This is a genomic window from Bacillus cereus group sp. N31 (assembly GCF_016483245.1).
Classification (GTDB): domain Bacteria; phylum Bacillota; class Bacilli; order Bacillales; family Bacillaceae_G; genus Bacillus_A; species Bacillus_A toyonensis.
Genome location: NZ_JAEHCH010000007.1, coordinates 109,537 through 128,624, shown reverse-complemented (window position 1 = coordinate 128,624; position 19,088 = coordinate 109,537). Strand labels below are relative to the sequence as shown.

Genomic DNA, 19,088 nt, shown 5'->3' with positions numbered 1-19,088 from the left:
GTTTTTTCTATGGGAAATTTCCACGCTACAACGATATTTGCAGTTCATCATAATGGAGAATGTGCAATGGCTGGAGATGGCCAGGTAACGATGGGGAATGCTGTTGTAATGAAACATACAGCTCGTAAAGTTCGTAGACTTTTCCAAGGGAAAGTTTTAGCTGGTTTTGCAGGTTCAGTTGCGGACGCATTTACTCTTTTTGAAATGTTTGAAGGGAAATTAGAAGAGTATAACGGGAACTTGCAGCGTGCTGCAGTTGAAATGGCGAAACAATGGCGTGGGGATAAAATGCTGCGTCAGTTAGAAGCGATGCTCATTGTCATGGATAAAACAACTATGCTCCTTGTTTCGGGCACAGGAGAAGTAATTGAACCGGATGATGGTATTTTAGCAATTGGATCTGGTGGAAATTATGCACTTTCTGCAGGTCGTGCTTTAAAACAATATGCAAGTGAACATTTAACTGCGAAGCAGATTGCGAAAGCGAGTCTAGAAATTGCAGGCGATATTTGTGTTTATACGAACCACAACATAATTGTTGAAGAATTGTAGAATCGTAAGGGAGGCATTTTATATGCATTTACATTTTACTCCGCGCCAAATTGTGGAAAAATTAGATCAATACATCATCGGTCAAAAAGATGCAAAGAAAGCGGTTGCTGTAGCTTTGAGAAATCGATATCGTCGCAGTAAACTAGCTGAAAATTTACGTGATGAAATTGCACCTAAAAATATTTTAATGATTGGACCGACAGGTGTTGGTAAAACAGAGGTAGCACGACGAATGGCGAAACTCGTTGGAGCACCTTTTATTAAGGTTGAAGCTACTAAATTCACAGAAGTTGGATATGTAGGTAGAGATGTAGAGTCGATGGTACGTGACCTTGTAGAAACGTCAGTACGCATCGTGAAAGAAGAAATGGTAGTTAAAGTTCAAGATAAAGCAGAAGAGCAAGCGAACCAACGTCTTGTTGAAATTTTAGTGCCAAGTCCGGAGAAGCAATCTGGATTTAAAAATCCATTAGAAATGCTTTTTGGCGGTGCTCAAAATTCGAATCAAACATCCGATGAGCAAGAAGATGTTGAAATCGAAAAGAAACGTCAAGACGTGGAAAGAAAGCTTGCTGCAGGACTTCTTGAAGATGAAATTGTATCGATTGAAGTGACTGAGCAACAGTCTTCAATGTTTGATATGTTACAAGGAACTGGTATGGAACAAATGGGAATGAATTTCCAAGATGCATTAGGAAGTTTTATGCCGAAAAAAACGAAAAAACGTAAACTTTCTGTAAAAGAAGCAAGAAAACTCTTGACAAATGAGGAAGCACAGCGCTTAATTGATATGGATGAAGTTACACAAGAGGCTGTTTATCGTGCTGAACAGCTCGGGATTATTTTTATCGATGAAATTGACAAAATTGCTGGTAAGCAGTCGAATAGCGTAGATGTATCACGTGAAGGTGTGCAACGTGACATTTTACCAATTGTAGAAGGATCGAATGTTGCGACAAAATACGGATCAGTAAAAACGGATTATATTTTATTCGTTGCAGCTGGAGCGTTTCATATGTCTAAACCGTCGGATTTAATTCCGGAATTGCAAGGGAGATTTCCGATTCGAGTAGAATTAACAAAATTATCGACAGATGATTTTGTTAAAATATTAATCGAGCCTGACAATGCGTTAATTAAACAGTATATGGCATTATTAGCGACTGAAGGTATAGAAATTGAATTTTCAGACGAAGCTATTCGTAAGATTGCTGAGATTGCTTATCAAGTTAATCAGGATACAGATAATATTGGAGCAAGAAGACTCCATACGATTATGGAGAAGCTCCTTGAAGATTTATCGTTTGAAGCATCTGAAATTACGTTAGAGAAAATAACGATAACACCTCAATACGTTGAGGAGAAATTAGCAACAATTGCTAAAAATAAAGATGTGAGCCAGTTTATTTTGTAATAGTGTCATCAGGTGACTCGCCCTAGTTTCCAAGTGATGAAAAAATATGTGAGTAACATGTAGGAGGAACTTTTGAAATGGAATTATTAGCAAAAACAAGAAAATTAAATGCGTTATTACAGAGCGCAGCAGGAAAGCCTGTAAACTTTAGAGAAATGTCTGACACAATGTGTGAAGTAATCGAAGCGAACGTATTCGTAGTAAGTCGTCGTGGTAAATTACTAGGTTATGCAATTCACCAACAAATCGAGAACGAGCGTATGAAACAAATGCTTGCAGAGCGTCAATTCCCAGAAGAATATACGCAAAGCTTATTCAATGTAACGGAAACATCTTCAAACTTAGATGTAAACAGTGCTTACACAGCATTCCCAGTAGAAAATAGAGAATTATTCGGTCAAGGTTTAACTACAATCGTACCAATCGTTGGTGGCGGTGAGCGTCTAGGTACATTAGTGTTAGCTCGTCTTGGTCAAGAGTTCTTAGATGATGATTTAATCCTTGCTGAATACAGTTCAACTGTAGTAGGTATGGAAATCTTACGTGAAAAAGCAGAAGAAATCGAAGAGGAAGCACGTAGTAAAGCTGTTGTTCAAATGGCGATTAGCTCATTATCTTACAGTGAGTTAGAAGCAATTGAGCACATTTTCGAAGAGTTAAACGGAACAGAAGGTCTACTTGTTGCAAGTAAAATTGCTGATCGTGTAGGAATCACTCGTTCTGTGATTGTAAATGCACTACGTAAATTAGAAAGTGCTGGTGTAATCGAGTCTCGTTCTTTAGGTATGAAAGGAACATACATTAAAGTATTAAACGACAAATTTTTACATGAACTTGCTAAATTAAAAACAAACTAATTTATAAAAACTCTCCTCAAATGAGGAGAGTTTTTTTGTATATAAGAGATTGATGTTGTTTGTGAAAAGCGCCATAATCGTGTTCTTTGGAAAACTATGAATTGAATTTTATTTTTTCGCTTAAAAGAAATACAGGTTGGTAATACTAGAATTCGAGTGTGAATAAAGAAAGTTTTACATTGTTCGCATTTTCGACTTGATTGTAATATTTCAGTATGATATAGTAAGCAGTGGTGTCAGTACAAAGTACACACGTTTACTGATTTAAGTGTTGGTGCTACGGTTGTAGTTTCGCTTAGAGATGAAGTAAACGGAGGATATCAAAAACCATTTAGGAGGAACTATATTATGTCAGTAATTTCTATGAAGCAATTGCTTGAAGCTGGTGTTCATTTCGGACATCAAACACGTCGTTGGAACCCAAAAATGAAGCGTTACATTTTCACAGAGCGTAACGGTATCTACATCATCGACTTACAAAAAACTGTGAAAAAAGTTGAGGAAGCTTACAGAACGATGCGCGACATCGCTGCTGAAGGCGGAGACATTTTATTCGTAGGTACTAAAAAACAAGCACAAGAAGCTATTAAAGAAGAAGCAACTCGTGCTGGTATGTACTTCGTTAACCAACGTTGGTTAGGTGGAACTTTAACAAACTTCCAAACAATCCAAAAGCGTATCAAGCGCCTTAAAGACATCGAAAGAATGCAAGAAGATGGTACTTTCGAAGTACTTCCTAAGAAAGAAGTTGTTCAACTTAAAAAAGAGTTAGAGCGTCTTGAGAAATTCTTAGGCGGTATTAAAGATATGAAAGGTCTTCCAAGTGCATTATTCGTAGTAGACCCTCGTAAAGAGCGTATTGCAGTTGCTGAAGCACGCAAATTACACATTCCAATCATCGGTATCGTTGATACAAACTGTGATCCAGACGAAATCGATCACGTTATCCCAGCAAACGATGATGCAATTCGTGCTGTAAAACTTCTTACATCTAAAATGGCAGACGCGATCCTTGAAGCAAAACAAGGTGAAGAAACTGTTACTGCGTAACAAATTTGGAAAGGTGATAAGGGGTTCGGCCTTTTATCACCTTTTTTAAGGTATAAAAACCTTTTTAAAAGGTATAAATACATATTTTAGGAGGATGAAAAACATGGCAATCACTGCACAAATGGTAAAAGAACTTCGTGAAAAAACAGGCGCAGGTATGATGGACTGCAAAAAGGCTTTAACTGAAACAAACGGCGACATGGAGAAAGCAATTGACTTCTTACGTGAAAAAGGTATTGCGAAAGCTGCTAAAAAAGCTGACCGCATCGCTGCTGAAGGTTTAACTTTCATCGAAACAAACGGTAACGACGGTTTAATCTTAGAATTAAACTCTGAAACTGATTTTGTTGCGAAAAACGAAGGTTTCCAAGCTTTAATTAAAGAATTAGCTGCTCACTTATTAGCTAACAAACCAGCTAACGTTGAAGAAGCTATGGCTCAAACAATTGAAGGCGGTAAAACAGTAGAAGAGCACATCAATGAAGCAATTGCTAAAATTGGTGAAAAACTTACACTTCGTCGTTTCGAAATCGTATCAAAAACGGATGCTGATGCATTCGGCGCTTACCTACACATGGGTGGACGTATTGGTGTATTAACAGTTCTTGAAGGTTCTACTGACGAAGCAGCTGCTAAAGATGTAGCAATGCACATTGCAGCAGTTAACCCTAAATACATTGACCGTGATGCTGTAACAGCTGAAGAAGTTGAGCATGAGCGTCAAGTATTAACACAACAAGCTTTAAACGAAGGCAAGCCTGAAAAAATCGTTGCAAAAATGGTAGAAGGCCGTCTTGGCAAATTCTTCGAAGAAATTTGCTTACTTGACCAAGCATTCGTTAAAAACCCTGATATGAAAGTTCGTCAATTCGTTGAGTCTAAAGGCGGAACATTAAAAGGATTCGTTCGCTACGCTGTTGGTGAAGGTATCGAAAAACGCGAAGACAACTTTGCTGAAGAAGTAATGAACCAAGTAAAAGGTAACAACTAATACAGATTAGGGAACACATTGTGTTCCCTTTTTTAAAATAAAGATGTAAGCAATTGGAGGTTCATTATGAGTAAACCGAAATATAATCGTGTCGTTTTAAAGCTGAGCGGAGAAGCTTTAGCTGGCGAGCAAGGATTTGGAATTAACCCAGCTGTTATCAAGTCAGTTGCGGAACAAGTGAAAGAAATTGCAGAACTTGATGTAGAGGTTGCTGTTGTTGTTGGTGGCGGTAACATTTGGCGTGGGAAAATTGGAAGCGAAATGGGCATGGATCGTGCAGGAGCAGATTACATGGGCATGTTAGCGACAGTTATGAATTCACTAGCTCTTCAAGATAGTTTAGAGAATATTGGAATTCAAACTCGCGTTCAAACTTCAATTGAGATGCGTCAAGTGGCAGAGCCTTACATTCGTCGTAAAGCAATTCGTCACTTAGAGAAAAAACGTGTTGTTATCTTTGCCGCAGGTACTGGTAACCCATACTTCTCTACAGATACGACAGCAGCATTACGTGCAGCGGAAATCGAAGCGGACGTTATTTTAATGGCGAAAAATAATGTGGATGGCGTATATAGTGCAGATCCATCTATTGATCCAACTGCTACGAAGTACGAAACGCTTACTTACTTAGATGTATTAAAAGAAGGTTTAGGTGTAATGGATTCTACAGCTTCTTCTCTATGTATGGATAATGATATTCCATTAATTGTATTCTCAGTTATGGAAAAAGGTAATATTAAACGTGCCGTTTTAGGCGAAAATATCGGAACAGTTGTAAGGGGGAAATAATTATGGGACAACAAGTATTGAAGTCTTCAAATGAAAAAATGGAAAAAGCAGTTGCTGCTTATTCTCGTGAATTAGCAACAGTTCGCGCTGGTCGTGCAAGCTCGTCTGTATTAGATAAGGTACAAGTTGATTACTATGGTGCACCAACACCAGTTGTGCAATTAGCGAACATTACAGTTCCAGAAGCACGTTTGCTTGTAATTCAACCGTATGATAAAACTTCTATCGGTGATATTGAAAAAGCAATTTTAAAAGCAGATTTAGGCTTAAACCCTTCTAATGACGGAACTGTAATTCGTATTGCATTCCCTGCATTAACAGAAGAGCGTCGTCGTGATCTTGTAAAAGTTGTGAAAAAATATGCTGAAGAAGCAAAAGTTGCGGTTCGTAACGTACGTCGTGACGGTAACGATGACCTTAAGAAGCTTGAAAAAGCTGGCGAGATTACGGAAGATGATTTAAGAGGATATACTGAAGATATCCAAAAAGAAACAGATAAATATATTGCAAAAGTTGACGAAATCGCAAAAAACAAAGAAAAAGAAATCATGGAAGTGTAATAGCGATAACTTCGCAAATATGACCCTCTTCTTAAGGGGGTCTTTTTACACTTTTAGGCATATGTCTGCTTGCTGGAGGGTATGAATGATGTTTAAAAACTTTCCTTTTTTTAAAAGTAAAAAGGACGCATCGTTTGATCATCTCGTTGAAGAAGTGAAAAAAGGGTATATACCAGAACATATTGCCATCATTATGGATGGTAATGGAAGATGGGCAAAGAGGAGAGCTATGCCTCGTATTGCGGGACATCATGAAGGTATGCAAGTTGTAAAGAAAATCACAAAATTTGCAAGTAAGCTTAATGTGAAAGTGTTAACTCTTTATGCTTTTTCAACTGAGAACTGGAAAAGACCGAAAAAGGAAGTTGACTATTTAATGAGGCTTCCAGAAGAATTTCTAGGTACATTTTTACCAGAATTGATTGAAGAAAACGTACAAGTCCGAGTAATAGGGCAAAAAGATCGTCTTCCTACGCATACACGCAGAGCGATGGAAAAAGCCATGGAAGATACGCAAGAGAATACGGGATTAATTCTCAATTTCGCGTTAAACTATGGAAGTCGAGATGAAATCGTTTCTGCTGTGCAACATATGATGAAAGATAGTGAGGAAGGAAAAATTCGTGCTGAAGAGATAAGTGAAGAAATGATTTCTTCCTACTTAATGACGGGTTCTTTACCTGATCCAGAGTTGTTAATTCGTACAAGCGGAGAGCTACGTATTAGTAATTTCATGTTATGGCAAATTGCATATTCGGAATTTTGGTTTACGGATGTGTATTGGCCAGACTTTACGGAAGAACATTTGCTTAGTGCGATTACAGACTTTCAACATAGAGGGCGCAGATTCGGAGGCGTGTAGAAAGAGAGGGTTTGGTAGTGAAACAGAGAATTATTACTGGAGTGGTTGCTGCCGCGCTATTCATTCCCATCGTGATTTACGGTGGCGTGCCTTTTACGGTTTTAGTGTATGCACTTGCTTCTATAGGTTTATATGAGTTAATTCGAATGAATAAGCTTACGCTTATTTCAGTACCAACAGTTTTAGCTGCGGTATTATTATGGACTATTTTAGTTCCAAGTAGTGCATCAGAACTATTTAGGTGGATTGGATTAGGTAAATTAGAAATTACGTTTGTGATTGTTTTATTACTTTTATCATATACAGTCCTTTCTAAGAATACATTTACTTTTGATAATGCTTCATTTTTACTTATGGCAACAACATATGTTGCAATGGGATTCTTATATCTGAATGAAACGAGAATATTAGGAATTAAATATGTGTTTTGCGCATTATTTGTTATATGGGCTACTGATTCAGGCGCATATTTCGTAGGAAAAGCATTAGGAAAAAGAAAATTATGGCCAGAAATTAGTCCAAATAAAACGATTGAAGGTTCAGTAGGTGGCATCGTTTGTGGAATTATTGTGGCACTTGTATACAACGTGTTCTTCCCAGTTGAATCGAATGTAGTAATTTTAATTGTGCTGACAATTATCATTTCTATTTTTGGACAAATTGGTGATTTAGTACAATCTGCATTTAAACGTCATTATGGCGTAAAAGATTCAGGTACAATTTTACCTGGACATGGTGGTATATTAGATCGAACAGATAGTTGGTTATTTGTGTTACCAATTCTCTACTTCTTATTGCAATACAATTAATAAATGAACGAGGGGTTGGAGTCATGAAAAACATTAGTTTATTAGGTGCAAGCGGATCAATTGGTACACAAACTTTAGATGTGTTACGCTCGCACCCAGACCAATTCCGTCTCGTTGCTTTTTCTGTAGGGAAAAATATTGACTACGCAGTAAAAGTAATTCAAGAATTTTCTCCGCAAATCGTTTCTGTGCAAAGAGCAGAAGATGTTATAAAATTACAAGCTGTTTCTGGTAATACAAAAGTTGTGTATGGTAGTGAAGGTCTTTTAGAAGTAGCATTACATCCAGATGCGGAGATTTTAGTAAATGCCGTTGTAGGTAGCGTAGGGTTGTTACCAACACTTCGTGCAATTGAGGCGAAAAAAACAATTGGAATTGCAAATAAAGAAACGTTAGTAACTGCAGGGCATCTAGTAATGGAAGCGGCGCGAAAACATAATGTTTCGTTACTTCCGGTAGATAGTGAACATTCAGCTATTTTTCAATGCTTGAATGGTGAAAATGAAAAAAGAATTTCTCGACTCATTATAACGGCTTCTGGTGGAAGTTTCCGTGATAAAACGAGAGATGAATTGCATCATGTGACCGTAGAAGATGCGCTTCGACATCCAAACTGGTCAATGGGTTCGAAAATTACAATTGATTCTGCTACAATGATGAATAAGGGACTAGAAGTAATTGAAGCACATTGGCTTTTTGGTATCCCTTATGAGCAAATTGATGTTGTTTTACATAAAGAAAGTATTATTCATTCTATGGTTGAATTTGAAGATCGTAGTGTAATGGCGCAGCTTGGCTCACCTGATATGCGAGTACCAATTCAATACGCGCTTACATATCCTGATAGATTACCTCTTTCAGATACAAAACAGTTAAACTTATGGGAAATGGGAACATTGCATTTTGAAAAAATGAACCAAGAACGTTTCCGTTGTCTACGTTTTGCGTATGAGGCTGGGAAAACAGGTGGAAGTATGCCAGCTGTAATGAACGCTGCAAATGAAGTAGCTGTTGAAGCTTTTTTACAAAAGAGAATTGGTTTCTTAACAGTGGAAGACCTCATTGAAAAAGCAATGAACCATCACAATGTCATTGCACGTCCGAGCTTAGAGGAAATTCTGGAAATTGATGCAGCCACAAGACGGTTTGTGATGGAACAAATTTAGCAAAGGTGGTTATGGAATTGAATACAGCGATTGCCTTTATATTAATTTTCGGTGCACTCGTATTTTTCCATGAGCTAGGGCATCTATATTTCGCGAAAAGAGCAGGCATTTTATGCCGCGAGTTTGCGATTGGTTTTGGTCCGAAAATATTCTCATTTGAAAAGAATGAAACGGTGTATACGATTCGATTACTGCCCCTTGGTGGCTATGTAAGAATGGCTGGCGAGGATGCGGACACAGTTGAGTTAAAGCCAGGGAAAAAGGTTGGCCTTGTGCTAAATGAAAAAGACGAAGCTGTGAAATTAGTTTTTGATGGATATGAAAAATATCCAAATGTTCGTGTTATTGAAGTTGAACAAGCCGATTTAGAGCATAATCTAACGATTTCAGGCTATGAAGAGTATGAGGAAGAGCTTCAAACATTCCGAGTGAATGAAAAGGCTCGTATCATTACTGCTGGAGAAGAAATTCAAATTGCTCCGTATAACAGGCAATTTGGCTCTAAAAAATTGGGTCAACGTGCTTTAACAATCTTTGCGGGTCCTGCAATGAACTTCATTTTAGCATTTGTTATTTTTGTGATTCTTGGATTTGTACAAGGGGTTCCCATTGACAAACCAATGGTCGGAAAAATAATGGGAAATAGTGCAGCGCAGCAAGCTGGATTAAAAGAAAACGATACAATTCAAGCAATTGATGGGAAAAGTACAAGTACATGGAAAGATGTTGTTGCCATTGTACGTGAAAACCCGAATAAAGAAATTACGTTACAAGTAAAGCGTGATAATGAACAGCTTAATGTAAAAGTAACTCCAACACTCGATAAAGAAGGTAAAGAAGAAGTTGGTAGAATTGGTGTTTACTCTCCTGTAGAGAAAACAGTGATGGGTTCGATTAAATCAGGATTTGAACAAACGTACGAATGGACGAAACTAATTTTTGAGTCTCTTGTGAAATTAGTAACTGGTCAATTTTCTATTAATGAGTTGTCAGGTCCAGTAGGAATTTATAATCTAACAGATCAAGTCGTAGATTATGGATTTACGCGTGTGCTAAGTTTAGCGGCAGTTTTAAGTATAAACCTTGGTTTATTTAATCTATTACCAGTCCCTGCTTTAGACGGTGGACGTTTATTCTTCTTCTTAATCGAAGCGTTACGAGGAAAACCGATTGACCGTCAAAAAGAAGGAATGGTCCACTTTATTGGTTTTGCATTATTAATGTTACTAATGTTAGTTGTAACATGGAATGACATTCGTAAGTTTTTCTTGTAAAATAAAGTGAAACTTATAATGAAATAGAGCTCGTAGAATAAAATCCCTCACCTAACTCGAGGTGAGGGGTTTTACTGCGTGTAAGAGTAAAATGAAGAGGTGCGAATAAATGAAACAAAGTATGGTATTCAGTCCTACATTACGTGAAGTTCCAGCTGATGCTGAAATTAAGAGTCATCAATTATTACTTCGCGCAGGTTTTATGCGTCAAAATGCTTCTGGTATTTATAGTTTTCTACCATTTGGTTTAAAAGTACTACACAAAGTAGAACGTATCGTTCGAGAAGAAATGGAACGCGCAGGAGCTGTAGAATTATTAATGCCAGCGATGCAAGCTGCAGAATTATGGCAAGAATCAGGCCGTTGGTATTCTTACGGATCTGAATTAATGCGTATGAAAGATCGTAACGCTCGTGAATTTGCTTTAGGGGCGACACATGAAGAAGTAATTACTGATCTTGTACGTGATGAAGTAAAATCATATAAAAAATTACCGTTAACGCTATACCAAATTCAAACAAAGTTCCGTGACGAACAAAGACCTCGTTTCGGTTTATTACGTGGAAGAGAGTTTCTAATGAAAGATGCCTATTCTTTCCACGCTACGCAGGAGAGCTTAGATGAAGTGTATGATCGCTTATATAAAGCATACTCTAACATTTTTGCTCGTTGTGGCTTAAATTTCCGTGCGGTTATTGCTGACTCTGGAGCAATGGGCGGAAAAGATACACATGAATTTATGGTATTATCTGATGTTGGTGAAGATACTATTGCATACTCGGATACATCCAATTATGCAGCGAACATCGAAATGGCTCCTGTTGTAGCTTCGTATACGAAGAGTGACGAAGCAGAAAAGGCACTTGAAAAAGTAGCAACGCCAGATCAAAAAGCAATTGAAGAAGTATCTGCATTCTTAAACATTGAAGCAGAACAGTGTATTAAGTCTATGGTATTTAAAGTAGACGAGAAATTAGTAGTTGTACTTGTTCGTGGTGATCATGAAGTAAACGATGTAAAAGTGAAAAATGTATACGGCGCTTCAGTTGTTGAGCTTGCTTCTCATGAAGAAGTAAAAGAATTATTAAATTGTGAAGTTGGTTCATTAGGACCGATTGGTGTAACAGGTGATATCGAAATTATTGCTGACCATGCTGTAGCATCAATTGTAAACGGATGTTCAGGAGCGAATGAAGAAGGGTTCCATTATGTAAATGTAAATCCAGAACGTGACTTTAAAGTAAGTCAATATACAGATTTACGCTTCATCCAAGAAGGAGACCAATCTCCAGATGGAAACGGAACAATTCTTTTCGCACGCGGAATTGAAGTTGGTCATGTATTTAAATTAGGAACTCGCTATAGTGAAGCGATGAACGCAACATTCCTAGATGAAAACGGGAAAACACAAGCACTTATTATGGGTTGTTACGGTATCGGTGTATCTCGTACAGTGGCAGCAATTGCAGAGCAGTTTAATGATGAGAACGGCTTAGTTTGGCCAAAAGCTGTAGCACCGTTCCATGTGCATGTAATTCCAGTAAATATGAAATCTGATGCACAACGTGAAATGGGTGAAAATATTTACAACTCATTACAAGAGCAAGGATATGAAGTATTACTAGATGATCGTGCAGAACGTGCAGGTGTTAAATTTGCAGATGCAGATTTATTTGGCCTTCCAGTTCGCGTTACGGTTGGTAAAAAAGCAGATGAAGGTATTGTAGAAGTGAAAGTACGTGCTACAGGCGAGTCTGAAGAAGTGAAAGTAGAAGAACTTCAAACATATATTGCTAATATTTTAAAATAAGAAGAGGTACCTCGTAATGAGGTACCTTCTCTTTCTTTGTAAACGTATTTTGTAAAAGAAGAAGGGAGACATCTTTCTTTGTAGTACGTTTCAATTTATAATAGCAAATGGAAGGAGAGTGCTTATGTCATTAACAAATGAACAACAAGAGCGATTTCAAATTTTGCTCCAGCAGTTGCAAATACCAGAAGACCTTATAAATCAATATTTACAGGGCGGTGGTATTGAAAAGCTAGTTATTGATAAAGCGAATAAAGGTTGGCATTTTGACTTACAAGTGCCACGTATTTTGCCGACAGAATTATATGAATTGCTAGAAGTGAAGCTTAAGCAATCATTTTCTCATATTGCAAGAACAACATTTGCATTACAAGCAGAGAATAAACAATTTACAGAAGAAGAAGTGAAGGCATATTGGCCGCTTTGTACGGAGCGAATTACATTTTCACCTATGTTTGCTTACTTAAAGAAGCAACTACCTCAGGTAAATGGAGTGAAGTTGTTAATAAATGTGAATAACGAGTTAGAATCTACTGCTTTAAAGAAAAATGTTACGAAACCAGTAGGTGATCAATACGAAGCTTTTGGATTCCCACGTTTTCAGTTAGACACACATATAAAGCAAAATGCAGAAGAAATGCAAAAGTTTCGTGAGCAAACTCAGCAAGAAGACCGTGAGCGTGTAATACAAGCTATGGAAGAAATGGCGAAGAAGCAAGCTGAAGAAAGTAGCGTTGTGCATGAAGGACCGGTTGTACTCGGATATCTTATTAAGCCAGATGAAGAGATTACACCGATGCGAGAAATTCAAGATGAAGAACGAAGAAAAACGGTTCAAGGGTATGTATTCCATGTAGAAACAAAAGAGCTTCGTAGTGGGCGTACGTTATTAACTTTAAAAATAACAGACTATACGGATTCTATTATGATTAAAATGTTTTCGCGTGACAAAGAAGATATTCCAATGCTGCAATCCTTGAGAAAAGGAATGTGGGTGAAAGCACGTGGTTCTGTTCAAAATGATACATTTGTTCGAGATTTAGTAATGATTGCAAACGATATTAATGAAATAACAGGACCATCTCGTAAAGATAAGGCGCCAGAAGGTGAAAAACGTGTAGAGCTTCACCTTCATACCCCAATGAGTCAAATGGACGCTGTTACGCCTGTCTCTAGGCTTGTTGCTCAAGCTGGTAAATGGGGACATGAGGCTATTGCAGTTACAGACCATGCTGTTGCTCAGTCTTTCCCAGAAGCATACTCTGCGGGTAAAAAGGCTGGGGTTAAAGTTATATACGGTGTAGAGGCAAATTTAGTTAATGATGGTGTACCGATCGCATATAACGAAGCGCATCGTTTACTTGCAGAGGAAACGTATGTTGTTTTCGACGTTGAGACGACAGGTTTATCAGCTGTATACGATACAGTCATTGAGTTAGCTGCGGTAAAGATAAAAGGTGGCGAAATCATTGATCGTTTTGAATCTTTCGCAAATCCGCATCAACCATTATCTGCGACGATTATTGAATTAACAGGTATTACAGATGATATGTTAACTGATGCACCAGAAGTGGACGAAGTGTTTAAAAAGTTTGAGGAATGGATGGGTGACCATACACTTGTTGCTCATAACGCAAGCTTTGATATGGGCTTTATTAACGTAGGTTTTAAAAAGGCAGGGCTAGCAAAAACGAATAACCCTGTTATTGATACGTTAGAACTTGCGCGGTTCTTATTCCCGGAAATGAAAAACCATCGATTAAATACGATGTGTAAAAAGCTTGATATTGAATTAACGCAACATCACCGTGCGATTTATGATACTGAAGCAACGGGATACTTACTTGTGAAAATGCTAAAAGATGTAATTGAAAAGGGATTTGAATATCATGATCAATTAAATGATAGTATGGGACAAGGGGATGCGTATAAACGTGGGCGTCCAAGTCATATGACATTACTTGCTACATCAGATGTTGGATTGAAAAATTTATATAAACTTGTTTCATATTCTCACCTGAATTATTTTTACCGTGTGCCACGTGTACCAAGGTCACTATTAAAAAAATATCGTGAAGGAATTTTAGTAGGAACGGCTTGTGATAAAGGTGAAGTGTTTGAGGCAATGATGCAAAAAGCACCTGAAGAAGTAGAAGAAATTGCGCAATTCTATGATTACATTGAAGTAATGCCTCCAGAGGTGTTACGTCATTTAGTAGAACGTGAACTTGTTCGAGATGAAGGACAATTAAAAACAATTATTTCTAACTTAGTAAAACTGGGTGAGACGTTAGATAAACCGGTTGTCGCTACAGGGAACGTGCATTATTTAGATCAAGAGGATGCTATGTATCGTAAAATTTTAGTGAGTTCGCAGGGCGGAGCAAATCCGTTAAATCGACATTCATTACCGCCGGTACATTTCCGTACAACAGATGAGATGTTAGAGTGTTTTTCATTTTTAGGTGAAGACAAAGCGAAAGAAATTGTAGTAACGAATACACAAAAGGTTGCGTCATTAATTGGTGATGTTCATCCAGTAAAAGATGATTTATACACACCGAAAATTGAAGGTGCTGATGATGAAACGCGTGATATGAGTTATAAAATGGCGCGTAGCATTTATGGGGAAGAGCTACCAGAAATCGTAGAAGCCCGATTGGAAAAAGAATTAAAAAGTATTATCGGACATGGATTTGCTGTAATTTATTTAATTTCACATAAGCTGGTGAAAAAATCGTTAGTAGACGGATATTTAGTAGGTTCGCGTGGATCTGTAGGTTCATCATTCGTTGCAACGATGATGGAAATTACAGAAGTAAATCCATTACCACCACATTATGTATGTCCGAAGTGTAAGCAATCAGAATTCTTTAATGACGGCTCGGTAGGTTCTGGTTTTGATTTACCAGATAAAGAATGTCCAACATGTAATGTTTCATATGTAAAAGATGGACATGATATTCCGTTCGAAACGTTCCTTGGATTTAAAGGAGATAAGGTACCCGATATCGATTTGAACTTCTCCGGCGAATACCAACCACGTGCCCATAACTATACGAAAATACTGTTCGGTGAAGATTATGTATATCGTGCAGGAACGATTGGTACAGTTGCAGAAAAAACGGCTTATGGATATGTAAAAGGTTATGCAAATGATCATAATTTAACGATACGAAATGCAGAAATTGACCGCTTAGTAGCAGGGTGTACCGGTGTAAAACGTACAACTGGACAGCATCCAGGTGGTATTATCGTTGTGCCAGATTACATGGACATCTTTGATTTCTCACCAATACAGTATCCGGCAGATTCAATAGGGGCTGAGTGGAGAACGACACACTTTGATTTCCACTCAATTCATGATAATTTATTGAAACTTGATATACTAGGACACGATGATCCGACAGTTATTCGTATGTTACAAGATTTAAGTGGTATTGATCCGAAAACAATCCCAACAGATGATCCGGAAGTAATGAAGATTTTCTCAGGTCCGGAATCATTAGGAGTAACGGAAGAACAAATTAACTGTAAAACAGGTACACTTGGTATACCGGAATTCGGTACGAAATTCGTAAGACAAATGTTAGAAGAGACAAAACCAACGACATTCTCAGAGTTAGTCCAAATCTCTGGACTATCACATGGTACGGACGTATGGCTCGGTAATGCAAACGAGTTAATTTATAACGGTACATGTACGCTGAGTGAAGTTATCGGTTGTCGTGATGACATCATGGTATATTTAATCTATCAAGGTTTAGATCCATCATTAGCCTTCAAAATTATGGAGTCGGTTCGTAAAGGTAAAGGTGTACCGGAAGAATGGGAAGAGGACATGAAAAGTAATAATGTACCAGGTTGGTATATTGATTCATGTAAGAAGATTAAATACATGTTCCCTAAAGCCCATGCGGCTGCTTACGTACTTATGGCTGTACGTATCGCATATTTTAAAGTACATTTTGCACTTTTATTCTATGCGGCATACTTTACGGTTCGTGCAGATGACTTTGATGTAGAGGCGATGGCAAAAGGTTCAGCATCTATACGTGTAAAGATTGATGAAATTGCGCAAAAAGGATTAGATGCAGCACCGAAAGAGAAGAGTTTATTAACGGTACTAGAAATGACACTTGAAATGTGTGAGCGTGGATACTCATTCCAAAAGGTTGATTTATATCGCTCGCATGCAACAGAATTCATTATTGATGGAGACTCATTAATTCCTCCATTTAATGCGGTGCCTGGTCTTGGTACAAACGCAGCTTTAAGTATCGTAGAAGCTCGTAAAAATGGAGATTTCTTATCAAAAGAAGATTTACAGCAGCGCAGTAAGGTTTCTAAAACGATTATTGAGTATTTAGATAGTCAAGGTTGCTTAGGTGATCTACCTGATCAAAACCAATTATCACTGTTCTAGTAGGTAGGAAAAGTCTTTGCAAATCAGTATTTGCTATGGTATACTATTAACCGAGATAACCATGTCATGTATATTGTGTGAAAAAAAGAGTGGGGAAACCCACTCTTTCGTGTTACTATCTACGTTTTATTGATGTAGAGAGGTAAGAAATTTCTGTCGTATATACATATTTTGTTACAAGTTTTACTTCTTAAATTTGGTAATACTAAGACAGATATTCCCTGCTTAACGGCAGGGGCTTTTGTTAGCTAACGAGAAAGAATAAGATAGACCGTTTTTATGGACGGAATCTTTTCTTGTAAATGGTACATGGCGGCAGGAAGGAGGCTGTTTATGGATAAGAAAGTCACAGAAGTTGTAGAAGCATTTGCGCAGCCGATCGTTGAAGAGTTAAATCTTGAACTTGTAGATGTAGAGTATGTGAAAGAAGGACAGGACTGGTTCTTACGCGTATTCATCGATTCTGAAAAGGGAGTCGACATTGAAGAATGCGGTGCGGTAAGTGAACGTTTAAGCGAAGCTTTAGATAAAGAGGATCCAATTCCTCATCTTTACTTTTTGGATGTATCATCTCCTGGAGCAGAACGCCCATTAAAGAAAGAGAAAGACTTCCAGCAAGCGGTAGGAAAACAAGTGGCAATTAAAACATATGAGCCGATTGATGGTGAAAAAATGTTTGAAGGAAAGCTACTTTCCTACGATGGTACTACAATTACACTATTATTAACAATTAAAACACGTAAAAAAGAAATCCAAATTCCAATGGATAAAGTTGCAAATGCGCGACTTGCTGTTACGTTTTAGTTAGAAGGGGGATCTTCATGAGCACTGAGTTGTTAGATGCCTTGCTCGTATTAGAGTCAGAAAAAGGAATTAGCAAAGATATTATTATTGATGCGATTGAAGCAGCATTAATCTCTGCTTATAAACGCAATTTTAACCAAGCACAAAACGTTCGTGTGAGCTTTAACCCAGAAGTGGGAACAATTCAAGTTTTAGCACGTAAAGACGTTGTTGATAATGTGTTTGATCCACGTCTTGAAATTTCTGTGGAAGAAGCAAGACAAATTAATCCAAACTATCAAGATGGTGACGTACTAGAAATTGAAGTAACACCAAAAGATTTCGGCCGCATTGCAGCACAAACTGCAAAACAGGTTGTAACACAACGAGTGCGTGAAGCAGAGCGTGGTGTTATTTACTCGGAGTTTAGTGACCGTGAAGAAGACATCATGGTTGGTATTGTACAACGTCAAGATGCTCGTTTCATCTATGTAAGCTTAGGGAAAGTAGAAGCTTTATTACCTGTAAGTGAGCAAATGCCAAACGAACAATACAAACCACATGATCGCATTCGCGTATTCATTACGAAAGTAGAAAAAACAACGAAGGGACCACAAATTTACGTATCACGTACACATCCTGGTCTTTTAAAACGTTTATTCGAAATGGAAGTTCCTGAGATTTATGATGGAACTGTTGAAATTCGTTCTGTGGCACGTGAAGCAGGCGATCGTTCTAAAATTTCTGTACATGCAGAGAACATTGATGTTGATCCAGTAGGCTCTTGTGTAGGACCGAAAGGACAACGTGTACAACGCATTGTAGATGAATTAAAAGGTGAAAAGATTGACATCGTTCGCTGGTCAAATGATCCAGTAGAATATGTTGCAAATGCTTTAAGCCCATCACAAGTTGTTAAAGTACTTGTAGATGAAGAAGAAAAAGCAACAACTGTTGTTGTTCCAGACCACCAACTTTCATTAGCTATCGGTAAGCGTGGACAAAACGCGCGTCTTGCAGCTAAATTAACAGGTTGGAAAATTGATATTAAGAGTGAGTCTGATGCGAAACAACTAGGTATTGTAACAGAAGAAGATAGCGTAATCGCATTCGGATTCGATTCAGTTGAAGACGAAATCGAATAGAGGTGATGAGTATGAGCAATCGAAAAGTTCCGTTACGAAAATGTGTTGCAACGCAAGAAATGAAATCAAAACGAGAGCTCGTTCGCATTGTTCGTTCCAAAGAGGGAGAAGTGTCCATTGATTTAACTGGAAAGAAATCAGGACGAGGTGCTTATTTATCAAAAGATAAAGAAAGTATTCTTCAAGCTCAAAAGAAAAATGTTTTGGAACATCATCTAAAAGCGAAAATCGACGGTTCTCTATACGAAGAGCTTCTTGAGCTTGTTGAGAAGGAGTCGAAATAAGTGTCCGATTGGAAATCGTTTTTAGGACTAGCAAACCGGGCTCGGAAAATTATTTCGGGTGAAGAACTTGTTTTAAAAGAAGTACGAAGTGGCAAAGCAAAGCTTGTGTTGCTATCTGAAGATGCGTCAGTGAATACAACAAAACGCATGACGGATAAAACAACGTATTACAACGTACCAATGAGAAAGGTCGAAAATCGACAACAATTAGGGCATGCGATTGGGAGAGATGAGCGAGTCGTTGTAGCTGTGTTAGATGAAGGCTTTGCGAAAAAGCTGCGTAGCATGCTCGATACAAATTACCGGGGGTGAAGGT

Annotated in this window: 17 protein-coding genes; all 17 read left to right on the top strand. The window is 37.9% G+C overall.

Annotated elements, in window-relative coordinates:
• The first annotated feature begins 9 nt into the window (after positions 1–9).
• The 17 genes from hslV to JDS81_RS11965 all read left to right on the top strand — a co-directional run bounded on the left by hslV (position 10) and on the right by JDS81_RS11965 (position 19,084).
• Positions 10–552 (top strand): ATP-dependent protease proteolytic subunit HslV, encoded by a 543-nt coding sequence (hslV, locus tag JDS81_RS12045; RefSeq protein ID WP_000526274.1) that lies wholly within the window; start codon positions 10–12, stop codon positions 550–552.
• A 22-nt stretch (positions 553–574) separates the two neighbouring features.
• Complete coding sequence (gene hslU / locus JDS81_RS12040; RefSeq protein ID WP_000550076.1) at positions 575–1,966, top strand: ATP-dependent protease ATPase subunit HslU; 1,392 nt, start codon at positions 575–577, stop codon at positions 1,964–1,966.
• A 77-nt stretch (positions 1,967–2,043) separates the two neighbouring features.
• Positions 2,044–2,823, top strand: a complete 780-nt coding sequence (gene codY / locus JDS81_RS12035; protein WP_000421291.1) for a GTP-sensing pleiotropic transcriptional regulator CodY — start codon at positions 2,044–2,046, stop codon at positions 2,821–2,823.
• 348 nt (positions 2,824–3,171) lie between these two features.
• Entirely contained in the window at positions 3,172–3,873 is a 702-nt protein-coding gene (gene rpsB / locus JDS81_RS12030; protein WP_000111485.1) for a 30S ribosomal protein S2, read from the top strand.
• A gap of 103 nt (positions 3,874–3,976) precedes the next feature.
• Positions 3,977–4,864, top strand: a complete 888-nt coding sequence (gene tsf, locus JDS81_RS12025; RefSeq protein ID WP_001018579.1) for a translation elongation factor Ts — start codon at positions 3,977–3,979, stop codon at positions 4,862–4,864.
• A 66-nt stretch (positions 4,865–4,930) separates the two neighbouring features.
• Positions 4,931–5,653 carry a UMP kinase gene (gene pyrH / locus JDS81_RS12020; protein ID WP_000042662.1) on the top strand — a complete coding sequence of 241 codons (723 nt, stop codon included), beginning with the start codon at positions 4,931–4,933 and terminating at the stop codon, positions 5,651–5,653.
• 2 nt (positions 5,654–5,655) lie between these two features.
• Positions 5,656–6,213 carry a ribosome recycling factor gene (gene frr, locus JDS81_RS12015; protein ID WP_000531505.1) on the top strand — a complete coding sequence of 186 codons (558 nt, stop codon included), beginning with the start codon at positions 5,656–5,658 and terminating at the stop codon, positions 6,211–6,213.
• An 85-nt stretch (positions 6,214–6,298) separates the two neighbouring features.
• The gene (gene uppS, locus JDS81_RS12010; RefSeq protein WP_000971308.1) at positions 6,299–7,075 is read left to right on the top strand and encodes an isoprenyl transferase; all 777 of its coding nucleotides are present in this window, start codon (positions 6,299–6,301) and stop codon (positions 7,073–7,075) included.
• A 17-nt stretch (positions 7,076–7,092) separates the two neighbouring features.
• Positions 7,093–7,884, top strand: coding sequence for a phosphatidate cytidylyltransferase (gene cdsA / locus JDS81_RS12005; RefSeq protein WP_000813595.1), 792 nt, complete (start codon positions 7,093–7,095; stop codon positions 7,882–7,884).
• A 23-nt stretch (positions 7,885–7,907) separates the two neighbouring features.
• Positions 7,908–9,050 carry a 1-deoxy-D-xylulose-5-phosphate reductoisomerase gene (gene dxr / locus JDS81_RS12000; protein ID WP_000790354.1) on the top strand — a complete coding sequence of 381 codons (1,143 nt, stop codon included), beginning with the start codon at positions 7,908–7,910 and terminating at the stop codon, positions 9,048–9,050.
• Between the two features lie 17 nt (positions 9,051–9,067).
• Positions 9,068–10,324, top strand: coding sequence for an RIP metalloprotease RseP (gene rseP, locus JDS81_RS11995; protein WP_142311402.1), 1,257 nt, complete (start codon positions 9,068–9,070; stop codon positions 10,322–10,324).
• Positions 10,325–10,433: 109 nt separating this feature from the next.
• The gene (locus JDS81_RS11990) at positions 10,434–12,134 is read left to right on the top strand and encodes a proline--tRNA ligase (RefSeq protein WP_000814320.1); all 1,701 of its coding nucleotides are present in this window, start codon (positions 10,434–10,436) and stop codon (positions 12,132–12,134) included.
• A gap of 124 nt (positions 12,135–12,258) precedes the next feature.
• Entirely contained in the window at positions 12,259–16,560 is a 4,302-nt protein-coding gene (locus JDS81_RS11985; protein ID WP_000060011.1) for a PolC-type DNA polymerase III, read from the top strand.
• A 333-nt stretch (positions 16,561–16,893) separates the two neighbouring features.
• Complete coding sequence (gene rimP, locus JDS81_RS11980) at positions 16,894–17,364, top strand: ribosome maturation factor RimP (protein WP_000359095.1); 471 nt, start codon at positions 16,894–16,896, stop codon at positions 17,362–17,364.
• Positions 17,365–17,381: 17 nt separating this feature from the next.
• Positions 17,382–18,488, top strand: a complete 1,107-nt coding sequence (nusA, locus tag JDS81_RS11975) for a transcription termination factor NusA (RefSeq protein WP_000102596.1) — start codon at positions 17,382–17,384, stop codon at positions 18,486–18,488.
• Positions 18,489–18,499: 11 nt separating this feature from the next.
• The gene (gene rnpM, locus JDS81_RS11970) at positions 18,500–18,772 is read left to right on the top strand and encodes an RNase P modulator RnpM (protein WP_000071127.1); all 273 of its coding nucleotides are present in this window, start codon (positions 18,500–18,502) and stop codon (positions 18,770–18,772) included.
• Positions 18,773–19,084: a YlxQ family RNA-binding protein gene (locus JDS81_RS11965; protein WP_001286525.1), complete on the top strand. Its 312-nt coding sequence runs from the start codon at positions 18,773–18,775 to the stop codon at positions 19,082–19,084. It begins immediately after the preceding gene.
• Positions 19,085–19,088 lie beyond the last annotated feature (4 nt).